The sequence below is a fragment of the Mesobacterium pallidum genome (genome assembly GCF_019966535.1).
Taxonomy (GTDB): domain Bacteria; phylum Pseudomonadota; class Alphaproteobacteria; order Rhodobacterales; family Rhodobacteraceae; genus Mesobacterium; species Mesobacterium pallidum.
In genome coordinates, this window is sequence record NZ_JAIMID010000007.1 from 1 (window position 1) to 19428 (window position 19428).

A 19428-nucleotide genomic window follows, 5' to 3' on the forward strand; every position below is an offset into this window, starting at 1 on the left:
GGGGCCCCCCCCCCCCCCCCCCCCCCCCCCCGCGCCCCCCCCCCCCCCCCCGCCCCCCCCCCCCCCGCCGGCGGGGGGGGGGGGGCCCCCCCCCCCCCCCCCCCCCGCCGGTCGGATCGCGCAGCGATCCGAAATACCTCGGCCGATCAGGCCGACTTGGCCATCCGCTTGCGCTCGTGCGGGTCCAGGTAGCGCTTGCGCAGCCGGATGGCGTTGGGTGTCACCTCGACCAATTCGTCGTCGTTGATATAGGCGATGGCCTCTTCCAGGCTCAGCGTGACCGGGGTGGTCAGGCGCACGGCCTCGTCCGTTCCGCTGGCCCGCACGTTGGTCAGCTTCTTGCCTTTCAGCGGGTTCACTTCGAGATCGTTGTCGCGGCTGTGCTCGCCGATGATCATGCCTGTGTAGACCGGGGCCTGGGCGCCCAGGAACATCTTGCCGCGATCCTCGAGGTTCCACAGCGCATAGGCCACGGCCTCGCCGTTCTCCATCGAGATCAGCACGCCCGCGCGCCGGCCCGGGATCGGGCCCTTGTGCGGGGTCCAGCCGTGGAACACGCGGTTCAGCACGCCGGTGCCGCGGGTGTCGGTCAGGAATTCGCCGTGGTAGCCGATCAGCCCGCGCGACGGCACATGCGCGATGATCCGCGTCTTGCCGGCGCCCGCGGGCTTCATCTCGACCAGCTCGCCCTTGCGGTTGCCGGTGAGCTTCTCGATCACCACGCCCGAGTATTCGTCATCGACGTCGATTGTGGCTTCCTCGACCGGCTCCATGCGGGTGCCGTCGACCTCCTTCATGATCACCTGCGGGCGCGAGATCGACAGCTCGAAGCCCTCGCGGCGCATGTTCTCGATCAGCACGCCCATCTGCAATTCGCCCCGGCCCGAGACCTCGAAGGCCTCGCCGCCGGGCGTGTCGGCCACCTTGATGGCGACGTTGCTCTCGGCTTCCTTCATAAGGCGCTCGCGGATCACGCGGGACTGCACCTTCTTGCCGTCACGCCCCGCCAGTGGCGAGTCGTTGATGCCGAAGGTCACGGTGATGGTCGGCGGGTCGATCGGCTGGGCGTCGATCGGCGTGTCGACGGCCAGGGCGCAGATCGTGTCGGCCACGGTCGCCTTGGACATGCCGGCAATCGACACGATGTCGCCTGCCATGGCCTCTTCGATGTCCTGCTGCGACAGGCCGCGGAAGGCCTGGATGCGGGTGACGCGGAACTGTTCGATCTTCTGGCCCACGCGGCTGAGCGCCTGCACCGTGGCCCCGACCTTGAGCTTGCCGGTCTCGACCCGGCCCGTCAGCAGGCGGCCGACGAAGGGGTCCGCGCCCAGCGTCGTCGCCAGCATCGAGAAATCCTCGTCCTGGTGCTTGATCTGCTTGGGCTTGGGGACGTGGTTGACGATCAGGTTGAACAGCGCGTCCAGGTTCTTGCGCGGCCCGTCCAGCTCCGCGTCGCACCAGCCGTTGCGGCCCGAGGCATACATGTGCGGGAAATCCAGCTGGTCCTCGTCTGCGTCGAGCGAGGCGAAGAGGTCAAAGCATTCGTCCAGCGCGCGGTCGGGCTCGGCATCGGGCTTGTCGACCTTGTTCAGCACCACGATCGGCCGCAGCCCCAGCGCCAGCGCCTTGGAGGTCACGAACTTGGTCTGCGGCATCGGCCCTTCGGCCGCGTCCACCAGCAGCACCACGCCATCGACCATCGACAGGATCCGTTCGACCTCGCCGCCGAAATCGGCGTGGCCGGGGGTGTCGACGATGTTGATCCGGGTGTTCTTCCACTCGACCGAGGTCGGCTTGGCAAAGATCGTGATCCCGCGTTCGCGCTCGAGGTCGTTGCTGTCCATGGCGCGTTCGGCCACGGCCTGGTTGGCGCGGAAGGCACCGGATTGTTTCAGAAGCTCATCCACCAGCGTGGTCTTGCCGTGGTCCACGTGGGCGATGATGGCGATGTTGCGAAGGTCCATGGGGGGCGCGCCTATAACTCGTTTCCGGCGCGGGGTACCGGGGGCGGGCGCAAATGACCAGTGTTTAATGTGTCGCTGTCGTCGAAAAGACGTTGATGACAAGGATTCCGGCAAGGATCAGCCCGATCCCCAGCACGGCGGGCCAATCGAGGCGCTGACCGAAGACGATGAACCCGATGGCGGCGATGAAGACGATGCCGAGCCCCGACCAGAGCGCATAGGCGATGCCCACCGGGAAGGTGCGCAGCGACAGCGACAGCAGGTAGAAGGCGGCCGCATAGCCGATCACCACGATGATCGAGGGCAAGGGCCGCGTGAACTGCTGGCTGGCCTGCAGGGCAGTCGTGCCGATGGTTTCGGCCAGGATGGCGAGGACAAGGGTGACGAAGGGCGGCACGGGCGGACTCCTTGGGCTGGTGAACGCCATTCACTGTTGTCCAATCACAACATCCGGCGCGCGGGTCATGAGTGGCGGGAACCCGCTGCCGCCGCAAGCCCGGATCGGCCATTTCGTGCTGACAGCATGAAACTTCGCGAGAGGCCGCTGGAACGTGGAACGGAAACACCCCACTTGCGCGTTGATGCTTCGACGGTCGGGGGAACAGAACCCCGATCCGAGCAGACACGAAGCACGAAGACAAGGAGACGTCTCATGAAATCAATCAAGCTCGCCCTCGCGGCCCTGATCCTGCCCGCTCCGCTGCTGGCCGGCAGCCTCACCCCCCCGGCCGACCCCGTGGTCGTCACGCCCGCAGCGCCGGCCCCGGTGGCCGTCGGCGGTGACTGGACCGGCGGTTATGCAGGTGTGCAACTGGGCTACGGCAACTACGCGACCGACCCGGGCACCGACAGCGACGGGTTCATCTACGGCGCGCATGCCGGTTACGATTATGACTTCGGCCAATTCATCCTGGGCGGCGAGGTCGACATCGACGCAGGCGACCTGCAGGCCGCAGGCGGCGACGTGGACAACATTGCCCGCGCCAAGCTGCGCGCCGGCTACGACCTGGGCCGCACCATGGTCTACGCAACCGGCGGTGCCGCACGCGTGACCGGCGATTTCGGGGACGACACTGGCTGGACCGCCGGCCTCGGCATGTCCTACGCCGTGACCGACAACTTCCTGGTCGGCGCAGAGGCCCTGACCACCCGCTTCGACGACGTGGGCGGCAGCGACCTGAACGCCAACACGCTGGGCCTGCGCGCCTCGTTCAAGTTCTGATCGCAACAGATCGCGATAACGGGCGCGCGCCAATCCCCCGACGCAGCGCCCGGCAGGGCCCCGCCATCCTGGCGGGGCCTTTTTCGTTCCAGGGGACGGCACAGATTCGCTTGCGAAACACCATTCCACCATGCGGCAGATGCAGCATCCGTGCCGCAGCGCGGCAGGATCGCGGGTTGAAATTTCGCCTTGCGGAAACCTTGGAATTTCTTTGCGTCACCTGCGCTTGCCGCGCTTGACCGGGGGCCATGGGCCTGTCTCAATACCCTTACATAGCGTTCGCCGGTCAAGGGAGGGACCTGAATGCAAGAGCGACAAAAGCTCGATCTGCGCCGCCCGGGAGGGGACGGCTGATGGACTTTCTGCAACTACTGGTAGGTGGCGTGGCCAACGGGTGCATCTACGGCCTCGTCGCGCTTGGCTTCGTGCTGATCTACAAGTCGAGCGAGGGCGTCAACTTCGCCCAGGGCGACATGATGATGCTCGGGGCCTTCCTGGCGCTTGGCTTCGGCAATGCCGACCAGCTTGGGCTTCCCTTCGGTGTCGCGGTGCTGGCGGCGATGGCGGCGATGTTCGGCGTGGGCTACGGGATCGACCGGGTGGTGGTGCGCAAGATCTTCGGCCAGCCGCATTTTGCCCTGGTGATCCTGACCATCGCGCTTGGCTTCGTGCTGCGTTTTGTCGCCGGCTCGCTCTTTGGCTACACGCCGCTGGTTCTGGAGACGCCCTTCTCGGGGCGGAACCTCAACTTCGGTGGGGTCATCGTCGGCCTCAACGACCTGGTGACCATCTTCGTGACGCTGATCCTGACGCTGGCGCTTTGGGGGTTCTTTGCCCGCACGCGGATCGGCCTTGCGGCGCAGGCGGCCAGCCAGAACCAGATGGCGGCCTATATCGTCGGCGTGCCGGTGATGCGCGTCAATTCGCTGATCTGGGGCCTGTCGGGCGTGGTGGCGACCGTGGCCGGGGTGCTTTACGCCTCCAAGGGCGCGATCGATCCGAACATCGGGCTGCTGGGCATCAAGGCTTTCGCTGCCGCCGTGATCGGCGGCATGGGCAGCCTGCCGGGCGCGCTGCTGGGCGGTCTCATCATCGGCATCATCGAACCCATCGCGGGCCGCTACGCGCCCGGAGAGGTCGCGGTCATGTCGCCCTACATCATCATGCTGATCGTGCTCGTGACGCGGCCTGGCGGCCTGTTCGCGCAGATCCACGCAAAGAAGGTCTGAAGCCATGCGGACCGTCTTCAAGACAAGCTACGACACCGACATCGACCTGCACGAGCACTGGTTCCGCCGTGGCCGCTACCTGGCGCTGCTGGTGTTCATGATGAGCCTGCCGTTCTGGGCGGATGAATACTTCCTGGCCGAGGCGACGAACACGCTGATCTGGTCACTGGCGGGCATGGGGCTGATGGTCCTTGTGGGCCACACCGGCCAGCCGAGTCTTGGACACGCCGCCTTCCTGTCGATCGGCGCCTACACCGACGTGGCGCTGATGAACGCGGGCGTGCCCTTCCTCGTCAGCTTTCCCATCGCCGGCATCTTCGCGGGCGTCGTGGGCGCCATCGTCGCCATCCCGGCGGTGCGCATGTCGGGCATCTACCTGGCCATTGCCACGCTCGCGCTGTTCGTCATCGTCGAGGAAATCGTGATCCTGCTCGAGCCGATCACCGGCGGCGTGGGGGGGCTGTTTGCCCCGGCCATCGAGATCTTCGGCATCCCCTTCGAACGCTACGCCTACCTGGGCAATTTCTACTGGCTGGTGCTGGCCGTGGTCGTGATCATCTGCTGGGGATACGCGAACCTGATGCGCTCGCCCACGGGCCGGTCCTTCCTGGCCGTGCGCGACAGCGAGGTCTCGGCCCGTGCGCTGGGGATCAACGTCACCCGCACCCGGGCGCTGGCCTTCGGCCTCTCGGCCGGGGTCACCGGCCTCGCGGGCGCGCTGATGGGGCATTTCATCGGCTTCTTCAACTACGAGCTCTTTTCGATCTTCATCTCGATCAACCTGCTGCTGGTGGTGACCATCGGCGGCCTCGGCTTCATCCAGGGCGCCTTCCTGGGCGCGGTGCTGATCACGGCCGTGCCGCAGGTGATCGCCATCCTGCGCGACGGGCTGAACGCCACGGCAGGCATCGACCTGGGCGCCATTCCGGGCCTCGACACGATCATCTTCAGCCTGCTGCTGATCGTCTTCATCATCTACGAGCCGCAGGGCCTGTATGGCCGCTGGCTCAAGATCCGCACATGGTTCGAGATCTTCCCGCTGGCGCGGCGCGACATGTTCCGCCGGCAGAAGAGCTACCTCAAGACGGAGCGCAGCAAATGAGCCTGTTGGAAGTCGACGACATCGCCGTGCATTTCGGCGGAGTGAAGGCGGTGGACGGGGTGTCGTTCCGCGTCGAGGAGGGCGAGGTCTATGCCATCATCGGGCCGAACGGCGCGGGCAAGTCCACGATCTTCAACCTGATCAGCCGGATCTACGAGCTGACGCGCGGGCGGATCATGTTCGACGGGCATGACGTGACCAAGCTGGGCGCGCACCAGGTGGCGCCGCTGGGTATCGCGCGGACCTTCCAGAACATCGAGCTCTTCGACCATTCGACCGTTCTCGCGAACCTGCTGATGGGGCGGCACCTGCACCGGCGGACGAACTTCATCCAGGATGCGCTGTTCCTGCCCAAGGTGCGGGCCGAGGAGCGCGCGCATCGCCAGCGGGTGGAAGAGGTGATCGCCTTTCTCGAACTCGAGGCCTATCGCGGCAAGATGATCGCCGGGCTGCCCTACGGCGTGCGCAAGGTGGTCGAGATCGGCCGCGCGCTGGCCATGGGGTCCAAGCTGATCCTGCTGGACGAGCCCGCGAGCGGCCTGTCGGTCGAGGAGAGCCAGGAGGTCGCCTACTGGATCGAGGACATGCGCCGCGACATGGGGCTGACCGTGCTGATGGTGGAACACGACATGAGCCTTGTCAGCCAGGTCAGCGACCGCGTGCTGGCGGTGGCCAACGGCCGGATGCTGGCCGAGGGCACGCCCGCCGAGGTGCAGGCGCATCCGGAGGTGAAGGCGGCCTACCTGGGGACGGAGGTGGCAGCATGATCGCTTCGGGCTTGTGGCCAGGGGCGGGATGCCTCCGGCGGGAGTATTTGGAGAATAATGAAAGGCTGGGCGCATGAGCACCGTTCTGAGCGTGCGCAACATCGAGACCTTCTATGGCGCGATCATGGCGCTGCGGGGCGTGTCGATCGACGTGGAAGAGGGCGAGATCGTCACCATCCTCGGCGCCAACGGGGCGGGCAAGACGACGCTGATGAAGACCATTTCGGGGCTGATGGATCCCGAGAAGGGGTCGGTGACCTTCCTTGGCGAGGACATGACCGGGCTCGAGCCGGACCGCGTGGTCAAGCGCGGTCTCGCGCTGGTGCCCGAGGGGCGGGAAGTGTTTCCCTATCTCACGGTCGAGGAGAACCTGCGGCTTGGCGCCTTTACCCGGCGCGATGCCATCGGCGGCGACCTCGAGCTGGTCTACGAGTATTTCCCGATCCTGGCCGAGCGGCGCCGCCAGTCTGCCGGGTTCCTGTCGGGCGGGCAGCAGCAGATGCTGGCCATCGGCCGGGGGCTCATGGCGAAACCGCGGCTGATGCTGCTGGACGAGCCGAGCCTGGGCCTGTCGCCGCTGCTGACGCAGGAGATCTTCGGCATCGTCACCCGGCTGAACGCCGAGCAGGGCGTGACCATGCTGGTGGTCGAGCAGAACGCCCATATCGCGCTGGCGACGGCGCACAAGGGTTACGTGCTCGAGATGGGGCGGATCGTGATGACGGGCAGCGCCGAGATGCTGCGCAATTCGCCCGACATCCAGGAATTCTACCTCGGGCGCAGCCAGGAGGGGCAGCGCGGGCAGAAGCGCTGGAAAAGGCGGAAGACATGGAGATGAGCCGGATCGACGAGCCGCGCATCGCGGTGGATGGACATGACACTGTGGTCGCGCTTTGGGCCGAACGCTGCAAGACCTACGGTGAACGCACTGCGCACCGGGAAAAGGAGCTGGGGATCTGGCAGGCCTATTCCTGGCGCACCTATTACGAAAGCGCCCGGGCGGTCGGGCTGGCGCTGCAGCACCTTGGCGTGCCGAAGGGGGAGCCGGTGCTGATCCTGGCCGAGGACCGACGCGAATGGCTGTACATCGACTTGGGCGCGGCCAGCGTGGGCGCGATCCCGGCCGGGGTCTATACCACCGACAGCCCGTCGCAGCTGGCCTACCTTGCCGCCGATTCCGGTGCGCGGGTGCTGTTCGTCGAGGATGACGAACAGCTCGACAAGTTCCTCGACGCGCGGGCCGAGATGCCGGGGATCGAGCGGGTCATCGTGCTCGACCGCGACGGGCTGGCAACCTTCGACGACAGCCAGGTCATGTTCTGGGACGATTTCATCGCCATCGGCGAAGAGATCGCGGCGGTGGAGGCCGAGCGGTTCGAGCAGGCGCTGCGGTCGGTGCAGCCGGAAGATCCGCGCATGCTGATCTATACCTCGGGCACTACCGGCCCACCGAAGGGCGCGATCATCACCCATCGCAATATCATGTACCAGTTGAGCGCCGGGCGTGATGTTCTTGATTTCACCGAAGAAGACGAGCTTTTGTGCTTCCTTCCGCTGTGCCACGTACTGGAACGCCTGGTCTCGGTCGAAAACCAGATCGCCGCGGGCTGCACGGTGAATTTCGCCGAAAGCCCCGAGACGGTGTTCGACAACCTGCGCGAGGTGAGCCCGCAGACCTTTGCCGGCGTGCCGCGGATTTACGAAAAGATGTATTCGTCCCTGATGATCCTGCGCGCCGAGGCGGGGGTGGTCGGCCGGGCCGCCTTTGACTGGGCGCTGTCGGTCGGGGACCGTGTGGCCAAGGCCCGGGACGACGGCAAGTCGCCGGGCGCGGGGCTGGCGCTGCAGCACTGGGTCGCCGACCACTTCGTGCTGTCGAACCTGCGCCGCATGATCGGGTTCGACAATGCGCGGCGGGTGACCTCGGGCGCGGCGCCGATCAGCCCCGAGCTGATCCGCTGGTTCGCCGCGCTTGGTGTGCCGCTGGCCGAGGGCTACGGCATGACCGAGACGGCGGGGGTGGCCACGCTGAACGATTGTCATGCCAACCGCATCGGGACGGTCGGCCCGGCGCTGCCCGGCGCCGAGATGCGTATCGCCGCGGACGGAGAGCTGCAGCTGCGCGGCCCGCTGGTCTTTGGCGGCTACTGGAAGAAGCCGGAAAAGACCGCCGAGACCATGACCGAAGACGGCTGGCTGCGCACCGGCGACGTGGGCCGGATCGACAACCAGGGCTGCCTGACCATCACCGGGCGGCTCAAGGACATCATCATCACCGCGGGCGGCAAGAACATCACCCCGGCCGAGATCGAGAGCCGGCTGAAGTTCTCGCCCTACATCAGCGACGCGGTGGTGATCGGCGACCGGCGCAAGTACCTGACCTGCCTCGTGATGATCGACCAGGAGAACGTCGAGAAATATGCCCGCGACCGGCAGGTGCCGTTCCAGGACTTTGCCTCGCTCACCCGCGCGCCCGAGGTGGTCGAGTTGATCGGCCGCGTGGTCGAAGAGGTGAACCGCGACTTCGCTCAAGTCGAAAAGATCAAGGATTTCCGACTGATCGACATTCTTCTTACGGCAGAGGATGAAGAGCTGACGCCGACAATGAAGCTCAAGCGCGGGTTTGTCGAAAAAAGGCACAAGGCCCTGATCGACAGCATGTATGATTGAACCAGGTCCCGGCCGGAAACGCCGGGTATGTGACCAGAGCCCCGGCCGGGAGGGTCGGGCAACCCAAGGGAGGAAAGTTATGAAAAAGACAGTTAAGGCCCTAGCCCTCGCGGCCACCACCGCCCTGGCCGGCATGGCCAGCGCCGAAACGATGGGCGTCAGCGACACCGAGATCAAGGTCGGCGGCGCGCATGACCTCAGCGGCATCTTCGCGCCCTTCTCGGTGCCGGCGGTGTCGGCCGTGAACGCCTATTTCGCCAAGGTGAACGAGGCCGGCGGCGTGCATGGCCGCAAGCTGACCTACATCGTCGAGGATCACGGCTACCAGGTGCCGAAGGCCGTGCAGGCCGCGAACAAGCTGGTCAACCGCGATCAGGTCTTCGCGATGCTGCTGAACCTTGGCACGCCGCACAACCTGGCAATCTTCCAGCTGCAGGGGCCCAAGGGCATTCCGAACGTGTCGCCGCTGACGTCGGCGCGGCAGATGGTCGACCCGCCGGCGCCGTGGAAATTCGCCGGCACCGCGTCCTATTACGATGGCGTGAAGGCGACGGCGAAGTACCTGATCGAGGAAGAAGGCGCCAAGAAGTTCTGCCTGATGATCCTGCCCACCGACTTTGGCAAGGACATCGAAGAGGCGGTGATCGACGCCGTGGCCGAGACCGGCATGGAGATGGGCGCGGAGCTGTCGCACAAGCCCGATGAAAGCGATTTCACCGGCGCGCTCGGCAAGGTCAAGGAATCGGGCTGTGACACCGTGGGCATGGCGCTTGGCGTCAGCCAGCAGATCAACGCGGTCGCCACGGCGCACAAGCTGGGCATGACCGACGTGCGCTTCCTCGTGTCCTCGGCCGGCTTCCACACGGTCGTCGCCAAGGGCCTTGCGGCGCAGGGCGTCATGGGCGGCGTCTATGCCGGAGCCGGCTGGCAGGATCTCGAGGCGCGCGCGTCCGAGCCGGAAGTGGCCGAGTGGATCGCGGATTACAAGGCTGCCACGGGCGAGGATTTCCCGGGCACCGGCGCGCTTCTGGGCGCATCGGCCGCGATGACCTTCGTTCGGGCGCTCGAGGCGGCAGGCCCGGACCTGACGCACGAAAGCTTCATCGCCGCGATGGAGAGCCTCGATTTCACCGATCCGATCACCGGCAACACGACCACCTACAGCGCAGATGACCATGTCGGTGGCGACGAGGTCTTCGTGTCCAAGGTCGAGAACGGCAGCTGGGTGCTGGTCGAAAGCATCAACACCCACGGCGGCATGTAAGACGATCGGCCGCGCCTTGCGGGGCGCGGCCAGCACATGCGGCGGCGCGACGGGGCAACCCGCCGCGCCGTTTGGCGTTCAGGCCAGCGCGGCGATGGTGTCGCGCACCAGCCGGGGCAGAATGGAAAAGTCTAGGAACGCCACCCGGTGCGGGATCGTGGCGACGGGCGTCTTCCGGTACCCCTCGGTGTAGAGCAGGAAAGGGACATCGGCGCACTGCGCCGTCTCGGCGTCGACCTCGCTGTCACCGACATAGACCTTGGGGCCGGCGGGCAGCGCGGCGAAGGCCGCGTGCAGCGGCGCCGGGTCGGGCTTGTGCTGCGGCAGGCTGTCGCCGCCGAGGATCGTGTCGAACATCGGCGTGAGGCCAAGGTGATCCAGCACCGCCCGCGTCGGCAGGATCGGCTTGTTGGTGCAGATCCCCAGGGCATGCCCCTCGGCCCGCAGCACGCTCAGCGCATCCACGACGCCCGGGTAGGGCACCGTGTTGTCCACCGCCGTCAGGTACCCGGCCTTGAAGACCGCCAGCAACCGGTCCTGCGTATCGTGGCCGAGGTCCCGCGCCGCCCGCATGCGCTGGACAAAGACCGCCGCCCCGTTGCCGATAAAGCTGCGCGTGTCCTCCAGCGTGATCGGCGCGCGTCCTTCGGCGCTCAGCAGCCTGTTGGCCAGCACGTGGATATCCGGCGCGCTGTCGATCAGCGTGCCGTCGAGGTCAAAGACGATAGCGGCCATCACGCAGCCCTCCATTTGATCGAACATCCCATGGAGGGGACCTGTTCGCGCGGCCCCAACCCCGTTTCGGCGACCAGTTTCATCGCCTCGTACAGCTCGCGCGGCGCACCCTCGGGCGCCGGGTTGCGCCCCGAGGCGTCGAGCCGCCCGCGGTATTGCAGCCCGCCGCCCGCGTCAAGCCCGAAGAAATCGGGCGTGCAGGACGCGCCCCAGGCCCTGGCGACGGTCTGGTCGGCGTCGTGCAGGTAGGGAAAGGGCAGGTCCCATGCGCGGGCCATGCGGGCCATGTTGTCGAAACTGTCGGCCGGGTAGCTGTCGGCGTCGTTGGAACAGATCGCCGCCGTGCCGATCCCCAGCGCGGCAAGGTCGCGCGCGTCGCGTGTGATGCGGTCGATCACGGCCAGCACATAGGGGCAATGGTTGCAGATGAACATGATCAGCGTGCCGCGCGGCCCGCGCACATCGGTCAGCGACAGCAGGCGGCCATCGGTGGCGCGCAGGGTGAAATCCGGCGCGTACCAGCCAAAATCGCAGACGGGCGGGGTGGTGGCCATGGGCTCTCCGGGTCAGGCGGCGCGGCGCGTGAGGGTGGCCAGCGCGGCAAGGGACGGGGTTTCGGAATAACAGGTTACACCGAACGCCGCCCCGGTGAAATCCTCGTGGTCGGTGTAGGCCGAGGGGCAGGCGATCACCGGGATGCCCGCCGCCTGCCCGCTGAGCAGCCCGTTGCACGAATCCTCGAAGGCGAGCGTGTCGGCGGCGGGCAGGCCCAGCCCCTTGAGCGCCAGCAGGTAGACGTCGGGCGCGGGCTTCTTGGTGGCCACCATGTCGCCGGCAGCGATCACGTCGAAGATGGCGCTGGCCGCGCAGCCCATGGTGGCGCGGATCAGCGCTTCCACGTTGGGCAGGTTGGTCGTCGTGGCCACGGCCAGCGGCAGGCCATGGGCCCGCGCATCGGCGATCAGCGACGCGATCCCGGGCCGCAGGGGCACGTCGCCCCGGGCGATCAGCGCGCCATAACGGGCGGTCTTGTCGGCATGGATCGCGGCGATGTCGACGGACGCAGGGTCGGCCCCGATCCAGCCGCACCAGGTGCGCATCCGTTCCTTCCCGCCGGTGGTGTGCAGGAGGTCGCGGTAGAGCGCCCGGTCCCAGTGCCAGCCCAGCCCATGCGCGGCGAAGGTGTCGTTGAAGGCGCGGCGATGCGCCTCCTCGGTCTCGGCCAGGGTGCCGTCCACGTCGAAGATCAGCGCGCACGGCCTCATGCCGCCAGCGCCCCCCGCGCGGCGGCCCGGATCGCGCGGATGTTCTCGCCGTAGGGCGCGGGATTGTCCACCGACCCGCCCCGGAACACCGCCGAGCCCGCGACCAGCACGTCGGCGCCCGCCTCGGCCAGCCGCGGCGCGGTAGAGGGGTCGACCCCGCCGTCGATCTCGATATGCACGGGCCGGTCGCCGATCATCCGCCGCAGGGCGCGGACCTTTTCAGACATGTCGATGAATTTCTGCCCGCCGAAGCCCGGGTTCACGGTCATGACGCAGACGAGGTCGGCAAGATCCAGCAGCTGCGCCACCGCCTCGGCCGGCGTGCCGGGGTTCAGCGCGACACCCGCCTTCATCCCCGCCGCGCGGATCGCCTGCAGCGTGCGGTGGATATGCGGCCCGGCCTCGAGATGCGCGGTCAGGATATCGGCCCCCGCCTCGGCATAGGCGTCGATATAGGGGTCCACCGGCGCGATCATCAGGTGGACGTCCATCACGGTTTTCACGTGAGGCCGGAAGGCTTTGACGGCCGGCGGGCCGAAGGTGAGGTTAGGCACGAAATGCCCGTCCATCACGTCGACATGCACCCAGTCGGCGCCCTGCGCCTCGATGGCGCGGATCTCGGCGCCGAAATTGGCGAAATCTGCCGAAAGGATCGACGGGGCGATCTTGATCGATGGGTCCAAGGTCATTCCGCGGCCTCCTGCCGAGCGGTCCGGTCGACGTCGAGCCCGCCGCGAAAGACGCGGCTGGCGCGGATGTCGGCCTCGGTGATGGTCGAAAGGGCGGCGGCGTCCAGCGGGCCCGCCGCCTCGGTGAACAGCCGGTTCGCCTGCCGCAGCCGCGCCCGGTCCAGCGCGTTGCGGATCGACCGGGCATTGGCGAAATGCGGCTGGGTGCGGCGCTGCGCGACATATTCGGCCATGGCGGCGCGCGCGCCACCGTCCAGCACGTAATTCTGCCCGCCCAGCATGGTCTCGGAGATATGCAGCAGTTCGCCGTCCGAGTAATCGGGAAAGTCGATGTGATGGGCGATGCGCGACCGGAAGCCGGGATTGGCGGAAAAGAACTTGTCCATCCGGTCGGCGTAACCGGCCATGATGACCACGAGGTCGTCGCGGTTGTTCTCCATCACCTGCAGCAGGATCTCGATTGCCTCCTGCCCGTAGTCGCGTTCGTTGTCGGGCTTCCAGAGGTAATAGGCCTCGTCGATGAAGAGCACGCCGCCCATCGCCTTCTTCAGCACCTCCCTGGTCTTGGGCGCGGTATGGCCGATGTACTGGCCGACGAGGTCGTCGCGGGTGACGCTGACCAGGTGCCCCTTGCGCACGTAGCCGAGCCGATGCAGCAGCCCGGCCATCATCTGCGCCACGGTGGTCTTGCCGGTGCCGGGATTGCCGGTAAAGGACATGTGCAGCGTCGGCGTCTCGTGGCTCAGCCCCATGGCCCGCCGCGCCCGGTCCACCAAGAGCAGCGCCGCCGTCTCGCGGATCCGCTGCTTGACCGGGGCGAGCCCGATCAGCTCCCGGTCCAGTTCCGCCAATACCTCGGCCACGCCCGAGGCTTCGTATTCTGCGGCCAGGTCCACATGGGTCGGCCTCGTCTCCGCGTCATCGGTCATCGCACGCCTCCTGTTCTTCATTGTTTACCAAATACCTCGGGGGGTCTGGGGGGGGCAGGGCCCCCCAGCTCAGGTCTCTGCGCCATGCTCCTAGAGAGCATGGCGGCCGGGGGCAGCGCCTCTAACCCGTCCGCCTACGCCCGCGCGTCCCAGGCGTATTTCTGCGACCGGCCTTCGAAATCCGTCCGCTGCATGTGGAATTTCGGCTCATGCGCGGGCCGGTTGACGATGAAGGACATCATCACCGTCTCGAAGCCGCGGGTGTCGTCGAAGGCCTGCACGCGGATATAGGCGTCGGGGTGGGCCTTGCGGCAGGCGTCGAGCTCCATCATCGCACCCTTGGCGTCGCGCAGGTCGAACATGGGATGGCCCCACATTTCCCAGTAGGTGTTGCGCGGATGGGGATCGTCAGTGAACTCGAGGCTCACGGCCCAGCGGCGCGACAGGATATATTCGACCTGCGCGGTGATCTGGTCGTCGCTGAGGTCGGGAAGGAAGGAAAAGCATCCTTGGGTGATACGCATCTCTTGGGTCCTTTCGGTCTCTTCGGGCCCTGCCGCCCAAGAATTTTCGTCCGAAAATTCTTGAGCCGTCGCGCGACCCGCTTGGATTGCCCCTGCATCAGGGCGGTGTCGGTTGCGGCCGGGTGCCGGAGAAGAATTTTCGTCAGAAAATTCTTCGTCCCCGCGGCCCTCAGGATCACATCGCCGGGGTTTCCAGCGGCACGAAATCGCTGGTGTCGGTCGAGGTGTAGTTGAAGGACACGTTCCCCCAGGTCTCGAGCGCGGCCTCCAGCGGCTTGCACCACTTGGCGGCCGCACGCAGGATCTCGGGCCCCTCGTTCTTGATGTCGCGCCCTTCGTTGCGCGCCAGCACCATGCATTCCAGCGCCACTCGGTTCGCGGTCGCGCCGGCCTGGATGCCCATCGGGTGCCCGATAGTGCCGCCCCCGAACTGCAGCACCACGTCGTCGCCAAAGAGATCGATCAGCTGGTGCATCTGGCCGGCGTGGATGCCGCCCGAGGCGACGGGCATGACCTTCCTGATGTCGGCCCAGTCCTGCTGGAAGAAGATGCCCCGCGGCAGGTCCACCTCGTTCCGCGTCTCGCGGCAGACGTTGTAATAGCCCTGCACGGTCAGCGGATCGCCCTCGAGCTTGCCGACGGCGGTGCCGCAATGCAGGTGGTCGACGCCGGCAAGGCGCAGCCACTTGGCGATCACGCGGAAGCTGATGCCGTGGGTCTTCTGCCGCGTGTAGGTGCCGTGCCCCGCCCGGTGCATGTGCAGGATCATGTCGTTGTCGCGGCACCACTTGGAGATCGACTGGATCGCCGTCCAGCCGATGATCAGATCGACCATGACGATCACCGACCCCAGCTGCTTGGCGAACTCGGCCCGGGCGTACATCTCTTCCATCGTGCCAGCGGTGATGTTGAGGTAATGGCCCTTGACCTCGCCCGTCACCGCGCTTGCCTTGTTGACCGCCTCCATGCAGTAGAGGAATCGGTCGCGCCAATGCATGAAGGGCTGCGAGTTGATGTTCTCGTCGTCCTTCATGAAGTCGAGCCCGCCCTTCAGCCCCTCGTAGACGACCCGGCCGTAGTTTTTGCCCGAGAGACCGAGCTTGGGCTTGGTCGTGGCCCCCAGCAGCGGCTTGCCGAACTTGTCGAGCCGTTCGCGTTCGACCACCAGCCCCGTTGGCGGGCCGGCGAAGGTCTTGCAATAGGCGACCGGGAACCGCATGTCCTCGAGCCGCGCGGCCTTGAGCGGCTTGAAAGAAAAGACGTTGCCGATGATCGAGGCGGTGAGGTTGGCGATCGAGCCTTCCTCAAAAAGGATGAGGTCATAGGCCAAGTAGGCAAAGTACTGCCCCGGCGCATTCGGCACCGGATCGACCTTGTAGGCCTTGGCGCGGTACTGGTCGCAGGCGGTCAGCCGGTCGGTCCAGACCACGGTCCAGGTCGCGGTCGAGGACTCGCCCGCCACGGCGGCGGCGGCCTCGATCGGGTCCACGCCCTCCTGCGGGGTGATGCGGAACAGCGCCAGGACATCGGTGTCCTTGGGCTCGTAATCGCCATCCCAGTAGCCCATCTGCGCGTATTTCAACACGCCGGCGGCATAGCGCTTTTTCTTGTCCTGGATTTCCTGGGGGTTGCTCATCTCGTTCATTTTCTGACCTCCTCTGTCAGTCATTCGGTTGTGCCGGTCCGCGCGCCGCGCCGCGTCAGGCGCGTCTCGCTGCATCGCGAGGCCGCCCATCAGAGCGGATGAGCGGGCCGGCCGGGATCAGGCGGCCGCCGCGGCGGCAGGCTGCGGGTCAAGCGCGCCGGCGGCATAGCGCGCCGCCATCGTGTCCATGGATATCGGGGTGATCTTGCCGGCCTGTCCGGCCGTGCCGAACCGTTCGAACCGGTCGCGGCACAGCGCCTCCAGCTCTTCCATGGCGGGGATCAGGAACTTGCGCGGGTCGAACTCGGCCGGTTTTTCCACCGCCACCTTGCGGAACTGCCCGGTCATCGCCATCCGGCAATCTGTGTCGATGTTCACCTTGCGCACGCCCATCCTGATGCCGCGCTCGATCTCTTCGACCGGCACGCCGTAGGTCTGGGGCATGGCCCCGCCATGGGCGTTGATGAGGTCCTGCAAGGCCTGCGGGACCGAGCTGGAGCCATGCATCACCAGGTGCGTCTGCGGCAGCTTGGCGTGGATCGCGGCGATGGTGTCCATCGACAGGATCTCGCCGTCCGGCTTGCGCGAGAACTTGTAGGCCCCGTGGGACGTCCCGCAGGCGATGGCCAGCGCGTCGCAGCCCGTGCGCAGGACGAAATCGACCGCCTGGTCCGGGTCGGTCAGCAGCTGGTCATGGCTCAGCTTGCCGACCGCGCCCGAGCCGTCCTCTTCCCCCGCCTCGCCGGTCTCGAGGCTGCCCAGAACGCCCAGCTCCCCCTCGACGCTCGCGCCGACCGCATGGGCCGCGCGGGTCACGCGGGCGGTGATGTCGACGTTGTAGTCGTAGCTGGCGGGGGTCTTCATGTCCTCCTCCAGCGAGCCGTCCATCATCACGCTGGTGAACCCGTGGCGGATGGCCGACAGGCAGGTCGCGTCGTTGTTGCCGTGGTCCTGGTGCAGCACGATATGGTTGGCCGGGAACATCTCGGCCAGCGCCTCGACCATGTGGCGCAGCATGATGTCGCCGGCATAGGACCGCGCCCCGCGCGAGGCTTGCAGGATGACCGGGCTGTGGGTCGCCTCGGCCGCGCGCATGATGGCGAGGCCCTGTTCCATGTTGTTGATGTTGAAGGCCGGCACGCCGTAGCCTTCCTCGGCGGCGTGATCCAGCAACTGGCGAAGCGTGATGAGAGCCATGATATGTCCTTTCGGTCAGGCGGCTTGGTCGGCGCGCATCAGCGCCGCGATACCGGGGAGCGTCCGCCCCTCCAGCCATTCGAGGAAGGCCCCGCCGGCGGCGGAGACATAGGTGAAGTCCTGCGCGACCCCGGCCGCGTTCAGCGCCGCCACCGTGTCGCCGCCGCCCGCCACGCTGACGGCGCGGCCCCTGCGGGTCAGCTCGGCCGCACGGCGGGCCAGGGCCATGGTGGCTCGGTCGAAGGGGGCGAGTTCGAAGGCGCCGAGCGGCCCGTTCCAGAGGATCGTCGTGCAGCTCTCCAGCACCCGGGCGAAGCGTTCTGTCGCCTCGGGCCCGGCGTCGAGGATCATCGCACCCTCGGGGCAGGCGGTCGCGGCCACGCAATCATGCGGGGCGTTGGCGGCAAAGGTACTGGCCGCGACCACGTCCACCGGCAGGTGAATCTGGCAGCCCGCGGCCCGCGCCGCCGCCTCGATCTCGCGCACCGTGCCGATCTGGTCCGCCTCGTGCAGCGAGGCGCCCATCGGCGCGCCATGGGCATAGAGGAAGGTGTTCGCCATGCCGCCGCCGATGATGACGTGATCGACCTTGGCGACGAGGTTCTTCAGCACCGCGATCTTGGTCGACACTTTCGACCCGCCAACGATGGCCACGGCCGGGCGGCGCGGGCTGTCCAGCGCGGCGGTCAGGGCCGTCACCTCCTCGAGCAGCAGCGGGCCGGGATAGGCGGGCAGGTGGCGCGTGATTCCTTCGGTCGAGGCATGGGCCCGGTGCGCACAGGAAAAGGCGTCGTTGACGTAGAGGTCCCCCAGCCGGGCCAGCGCGGCGGAGAACGCCGGATCATTGGCCGTCTCGCCGGGATTGTAGCGCAGGTTCTCGCAGAGCAGCGCCTCTCCGTCGCGCAGCGTCTCGCTGTGCAGCACCGCGCCGTCGGTCGCGACGGTGTCCGAGAACCGCACCGGCACCCCCAGCGCCTCGGCCAGCCGGTCGCGCAGCTTGTCGACGGAATAGGCCGGGTCATGCTCGTTCGCCCTGGGGCGGCCGAAATGGGTCACGATGACCAGCCGGGCGCCTCGGGCGAGCAGGGGGCGCATGCCGTCGGCAAACCGGTCGATCCGAGTGGCATCGGTGATCGTGCTGCCGTCCATCGGCACGTTGAGGTCGGCGCGCACCAGCAGGCGCTTGCCGCGCACGTCGACATCCAGGATCGAGGGCAGCATCAGATCAGCCTCCCCATGGCGACGGCCGTGTCGGCCATGCGGTTCGAAAAGCCCCATTCGTTGTCGTACCAGGACAGGATGCGGACCATGCGGCCCTCCATCACCCTGGTCTGGTCCATGTGGAAGATCGACGAGCGCGGGTCGTGGTTGAAATCCATCGACACGTTGGCGCGGTCGGTATAGCCCAGCACGCCCTTGAGCGGGCCGTCGGCGGCGGCGCGGATGGCGTCGTTGACCTCTTGCGTGGTGGTGTCGCGGCTGGCCTCGAAAACGAGGTCCACGACCGAGACATTGGGCGTCGGCACCCGGATCGCCACCCCGTCGAGCTTGCCGTCGAGCTCGGGCAGCACGAGGCCGACGGCCTTGGCGGCCCCGGTGGAGGTGGGGATCATCGACAGCCCCGCGGCGCGGGCGCGGTAGAGGTCGGAATGCATCGTGTCCAGCGTCGGCTGGTCGCCGGTGTAGCTGTGGATCGTGGTCATGAAGCCCTTTTCGATCCCGATGGCGTCATGCAGCGCCTTGGCGACCGGGGACAGGCAGTTCGTCGTGCAGGAGGCGTTCGACACGACCACGTGTTCGGGCCGCAGCTCGCGGTGGTTGACGCCGAAGACCACGGTCTTGTCGGCGCCGGTCGCGGGGGCGCTGACCAGCACGCGCTTGGACCCGTTCTGCAAATGCAGCGCGGCCTTCTCGCGGACGGTGAAGAAGCCGGTGCATTCCAGCGCCACGTCCACGCCCGCCCACGGAAGCCTGGCGGGGTCGCGCTCGGCCGTCACCTCGATCGGGCCCCGCCCGAGGTCGATGGTGTTGCCGACGACGCGCACCTCGCCGGGGAACCGGCCGTGGACGCTGTCGAATTGCAGCAGGTGGGCGTTGGTCTCGACCGGGCCGAGGTCGTTGATCGCGACGACTTCGATATCGTTACGGTTCGTTTCTGAAATGGCGCGCAGCACGTTGCGCCCGATGCGGCCAAAGCCGTTGATGGCAACCCTGGTGGTCATGCTC

The 19428-nt window shown here is 67.1% G+C and carries 19 protein-coding genes; 7 read left to right on the forward strand and 12 right to left on the reverse strand.

Annotated features, from left to right (window positions below; genetic code table 11):
- Positions 1–146 precede the first annotated feature (146 nt).
- Together typA and MF270_RS11565 are read right to left on the reverse strand one after the other, a co-directional pair.
- Positions 147–1964, reverse strand: a complete 1818-nt coding sequence (gene typA, locus MF270_RS11560; protein ID WP_238366047.1) for a translational GTPase TypA — start codon at positions 1962–1964, stop codon at positions 147–149.
- A 64-nt stretch (positions 1965–2028) separates the two neighbouring features.
- Positions 2029–2391: a DMT family transporter gene (locus tag MF270_RS11565; RefSeq protein WP_272490740.1), complete on the reverse strand. Its 363-nt coding sequence runs from the start codon at positions 2389–2391 to the stop codon at positions 2029–2031.
- Between the two features lie 225 nt (positions 2392–2616).
- On the opposite strand from MF270_RS11565, the gene MF270_RS11570 reads away from it, so the two are divergent.
- The 7 genes from MF270_RS11570 to MF270_RS11600 all read left to right on the forward strand — a co-directional run bounded on the left by MF270_RS11570 (position 2617) and on the right by MF270_RS11600 (position 10218).
- Positions 2617–3186 carry an outer membrane protein gene (locus MF270_RS11570; protein ID WP_238366048.1) on the forward strand — a complete coding sequence of 190 codons (570 nt, stop codon included), beginning with the start codon at positions 2617–2619 and terminating at the stop codon, positions 3184–3186.
- Positions 3187–3539: 353 nt separating this feature from the next.
- Positions 3540–4415, forward strand: a complete 876-nt coding sequence (locus MF270_RS11575) for a branched-chain amino acid ABC transporter permease (RefSeq protein WP_238366049.1) — start codon at positions 3540–3542, stop codon at positions 4413–4415.
- A 4-nt stretch (positions 4416–4419) separates the two neighbouring features.
- Positions 4420–5517 (forward strand): branched-chain amino acid ABC transporter permease, encoded by a 1098-nt coding sequence (locus MF270_RS11580; RefSeq protein ID WP_238366050.1) that lies wholly within the window; start codon positions 4420–4422, stop codon positions 5515–5517.
- On the forward strand, positions 5514–6284 hold the full coding sequence (locus MF270_RS11585) for an ABC transporter ATP-binding protein (protein WP_238366051.1): 771 nt from the start codon (positions 5514–5516) through the stop codon (positions 6282–6284). Before MF270_RS11580 ends, MF270_RS11585 begins: the two co-directional genes overlap by 4 nt.
- Positions 6285–6357: 73 nt before the next feature.
- Positions 6358–7122 (forward strand): ABC transporter ATP-binding protein, encoded by a 765-nt coding sequence (locus MF270_RS11590; protein WP_238366052.1) that lies wholly within the window; start codon positions 6358–6360, stop codon positions 7120–7122.
- Complete coding sequence (locus MF270_RS11595) at positions 7119–8954, forward strand: AMP-dependent synthetase/ligase (protein WP_238366053.1); 1836 nt, start codon at positions 7119–7121, stop codon at positions 8952–8954. Before MF270_RS11590 ends, MF270_RS11595 begins: the two co-directional genes overlap by 4 nt.
- 79 nt (positions 8955–9033) lie before the next feature.
- Positions 9034–10218 carry an ABC transporter substrate-binding protein gene (locus tag MF270_RS11600; RefSeq protein ID WP_238366054.1) on the forward strand — a complete coding sequence of 395 codons (1185 nt, stop codon included), beginning with the start codon at positions 9034–9036 and terminating at the stop codon, positions 10216–10218.
- Between the two features lie 78 nt (positions 10219–10296).
- Here the strand turns inward: MF270_RS11600 and gph are convergent, their stop codons facing one another.
- The 10 genes from gph to gap form a co-directional block, all read right to left on the reverse strand.
- Positions 10297–10953 (reverse strand): phosphoglycolate phosphatase, encoded by a 657-nt coding sequence (gph, locus tag MF270_RS11605; RefSeq protein WP_238366055.1) that lies wholly within the window; start codon positions 10951–10953, stop codon positions 10297–10299.
- Complete coding sequence (locus MF270_RS11610; RefSeq protein ID WP_238366056.1) at positions 10953–11507, reverse strand: thioredoxin family protein; 555 nt, start codon at positions 11505–11507, stop codon at positions 10953–10955. Before MF270_RS11610 ends, gph begins: the two co-directional genes overlap by 1 nt.
- A gap of 12 nt (positions 11508–11519) precedes the next feature.
- Positions 11520–12218 (reverse strand): HAD-IA family hydrolase, encoded by a 699-nt coding sequence (locus MF270_RS11615; RefSeq protein WP_238366057.1) that lies wholly within the window; start codon positions 12216–12218, stop codon positions 11520–11522.
- The gene (gene rpe, locus MF270_RS11620; protein ID WP_238366058.1) at positions 12215–12907 is read right to left on the reverse strand and encodes a ribulose-phosphate 3-epimerase; all 693 of its coding nucleotides are present in this window, start codon (positions 12905–12907) and stop codon (positions 12215–12217) included. The genes MF270_RS11615 and rpe overlap by 4 nt, the downstream gene beginning before the upstream one ends.
- Entirely contained in the window at positions 12904–13836 is a 933-nt protein-coding gene (cbbX, locus tag MF270_RS11625; RefSeq protein ID WP_238366059.1) for a CbbX protein, read from the reverse strand. Before cbbX ends, rpe begins: the two co-directional genes overlap by 4 nt.
- Before the next feature lie 134 nt (positions 13837–13970).
- Complete coding sequence (locus tag MF270_RS11630; protein WP_238366060.1) at positions 13971–14360, reverse strand: ribulose bisphosphate carboxylase small subunit; 390 nt, start codon at positions 14358–14360, stop codon at positions 13971–13973.
- A 175-nt stretch (positions 14361–14535) separates the two neighbouring features.
- Positions 14536–15996, reverse strand: a complete 1461-nt coding sequence (locus tag MF270_RS11635) for a form I ribulose bisphosphate carboxylase large subunit (protein WP_238366266.1) — start codon at positions 15994–15996, stop codon at positions 14536–14538.
- Between the two features lie 126 nt (positions 15997–16122).
- Positions 16123–17202 (reverse strand): class II fructose-bisphosphate aldolase, encoded by a 1080-nt coding sequence (gene fba, locus MF270_RS11640; protein WP_238366061.1) that lies wholly within the window; start codon positions 17200–17202, stop codon positions 16123–16125.
- 15 nt (positions 17203–17217) lie between these two features.
- Positions 17218–18423 (reverse strand): phosphoglycerate kinase, encoded by a 1206-nt coding sequence (locus tag MF270_RS11645; RefSeq protein ID WP_418887882.1) that lies wholly within the window; start codon positions 18421–18423, stop codon positions 17218–17220.
- Complete coding sequence (gene gap, locus MF270_RS11650) at positions 18423–19424, reverse strand: type I glyceraldehyde-3-phosphate dehydrogenase (RefSeq protein ID WP_238366062.1); 1002 nt, start codon at positions 19422–19424, stop codon at positions 18423–18425. The genes MF270_RS11645 and gap overlap by 1 nt, the downstream gene beginning before the upstream one ends.
- Positions 19425–19428 lie beyond the last annotated feature (4 nt).

Coding starts and splice junctions, on each gene's coding strand:
- typA (WP_238366047.1), bottom strand. CDS start 1,964: ATGGACCTTCGCAACATCGCCATCATCGCCCACGTGGACCACGGCAAG.
- MF270_RS11565 (WP_272490740.1), bottom strand. CDS start 2,391: ATGGCGTTCACCAGCCCAAGGAGTCCGCCCGTGCCGCCCTTCGTCACC.
- MF270_RS11570 (WP_238366048.1), top strand. CDS start 2,617: ATGAAATCAATCAAGCTCGCCCTCGCGGCCCTGATCCTGCCCGCTCCG.
- MF270_RS11575 (WP_238366049.1), top strand. CDS start 3,540: ATGGACTTTCTGCAACTACTGGTAGGTGGCGTGGCCAACGGGTGCATC.
- MF270_RS11580 (WP_238366050.1), top strand. CDS start 4,420: ATGCGGACCGTCTTCAAGACAAGCTACGACACCGACATCGACCTGCAC.
- MF270_RS11585 (WP_238366051.1), top strand. CDS start 5,514: ATGAGCCTGTTGGAAGTCGACGACATCGCCGTGCATTTCGGCGGAGTG.
- MF270_RS11590 (WP_238366052.1), top strand. CDS start 6,358: ATGAGCACCGTTCTGAGCGTGCGCAACATCGAGACCTTCTATGGCGCG.
- MF270_RS11595 (WP_238366053.1), top strand. CDS start 7,119: ATGAGCCGGATCGACGAGCCGCGCATCGCGGTGGATGGACATGACACT.
- MF270_RS11600 (WP_238366054.1), top strand. CDS start 9,034: ATGAAAAAGACAGTTAAGGCCCTAGCCCTCGCGGCCACCACCGCCCTG.
- gph (WP_238366055.1), bottom strand. CDS start 10,953: ATGGCCGCTATCGTCTTTGACCTCGACGGCACGCTGATCGACAGCGCG.
- MF270_RS11610 (WP_238366056.1), bottom strand. CDS start 11,507: ATGGCCACCACCCCGCCCGTCTGCGATTTTGGCTGGTACGCGCCGGAT.
- MF270_RS11615 (WP_238366057.1), bottom strand. CDS start 12,218: ATGAGGCCGTGCGCGCTGATCTTCGACGTGGACGGCACCCTGGCCGAG.
- rpe (WP_238366058.1), bottom strand. CDS start 12,907: ATGACCTTGGACCCATCGATCAAGATCGCCCCGTCGATCCTTTCGGCA.
- cbbX (WP_238366059.1), bottom strand. CDS start 13,836: ATGACCGATGACGCGGAGACGAGGCCGACCCATGTGGACCTGGCCGCA.
- MF270_RS11630 (WP_238366060.1), bottom strand. CDS start 14,360: ATGCGTATCACCCAAGGATGCTTTTCCTTCCTTCCCGACCTCAGCGAC.
- MF270_RS11635 (WP_238366266.1), bottom strand. CDS start 15,996: ATGAGCAACCCCCAGGAAATCCAGGACAAGAAAAAGCGCTATGCCGCC.
- fba (WP_238366061.1), bottom strand. CDS start 17,202: ATGGCTCTCATCACGCTTCGCCAGTTGCTGGATCACGCCGCCGAGGAA.
- MF270_RS11645 (WP_418887882.1), bottom strand. CDS start 18,423: ATGCTGCCCTCGATCCTGGATGTCGACGTGCGCGGCAAGCGCCTGCTG.
- gap (WP_238366062.1), bottom strand. CDS start 19,424: ATGACCACCAGGGTTGCCATCAACGGCTTTGGCCGCATCGGGCGCAAC.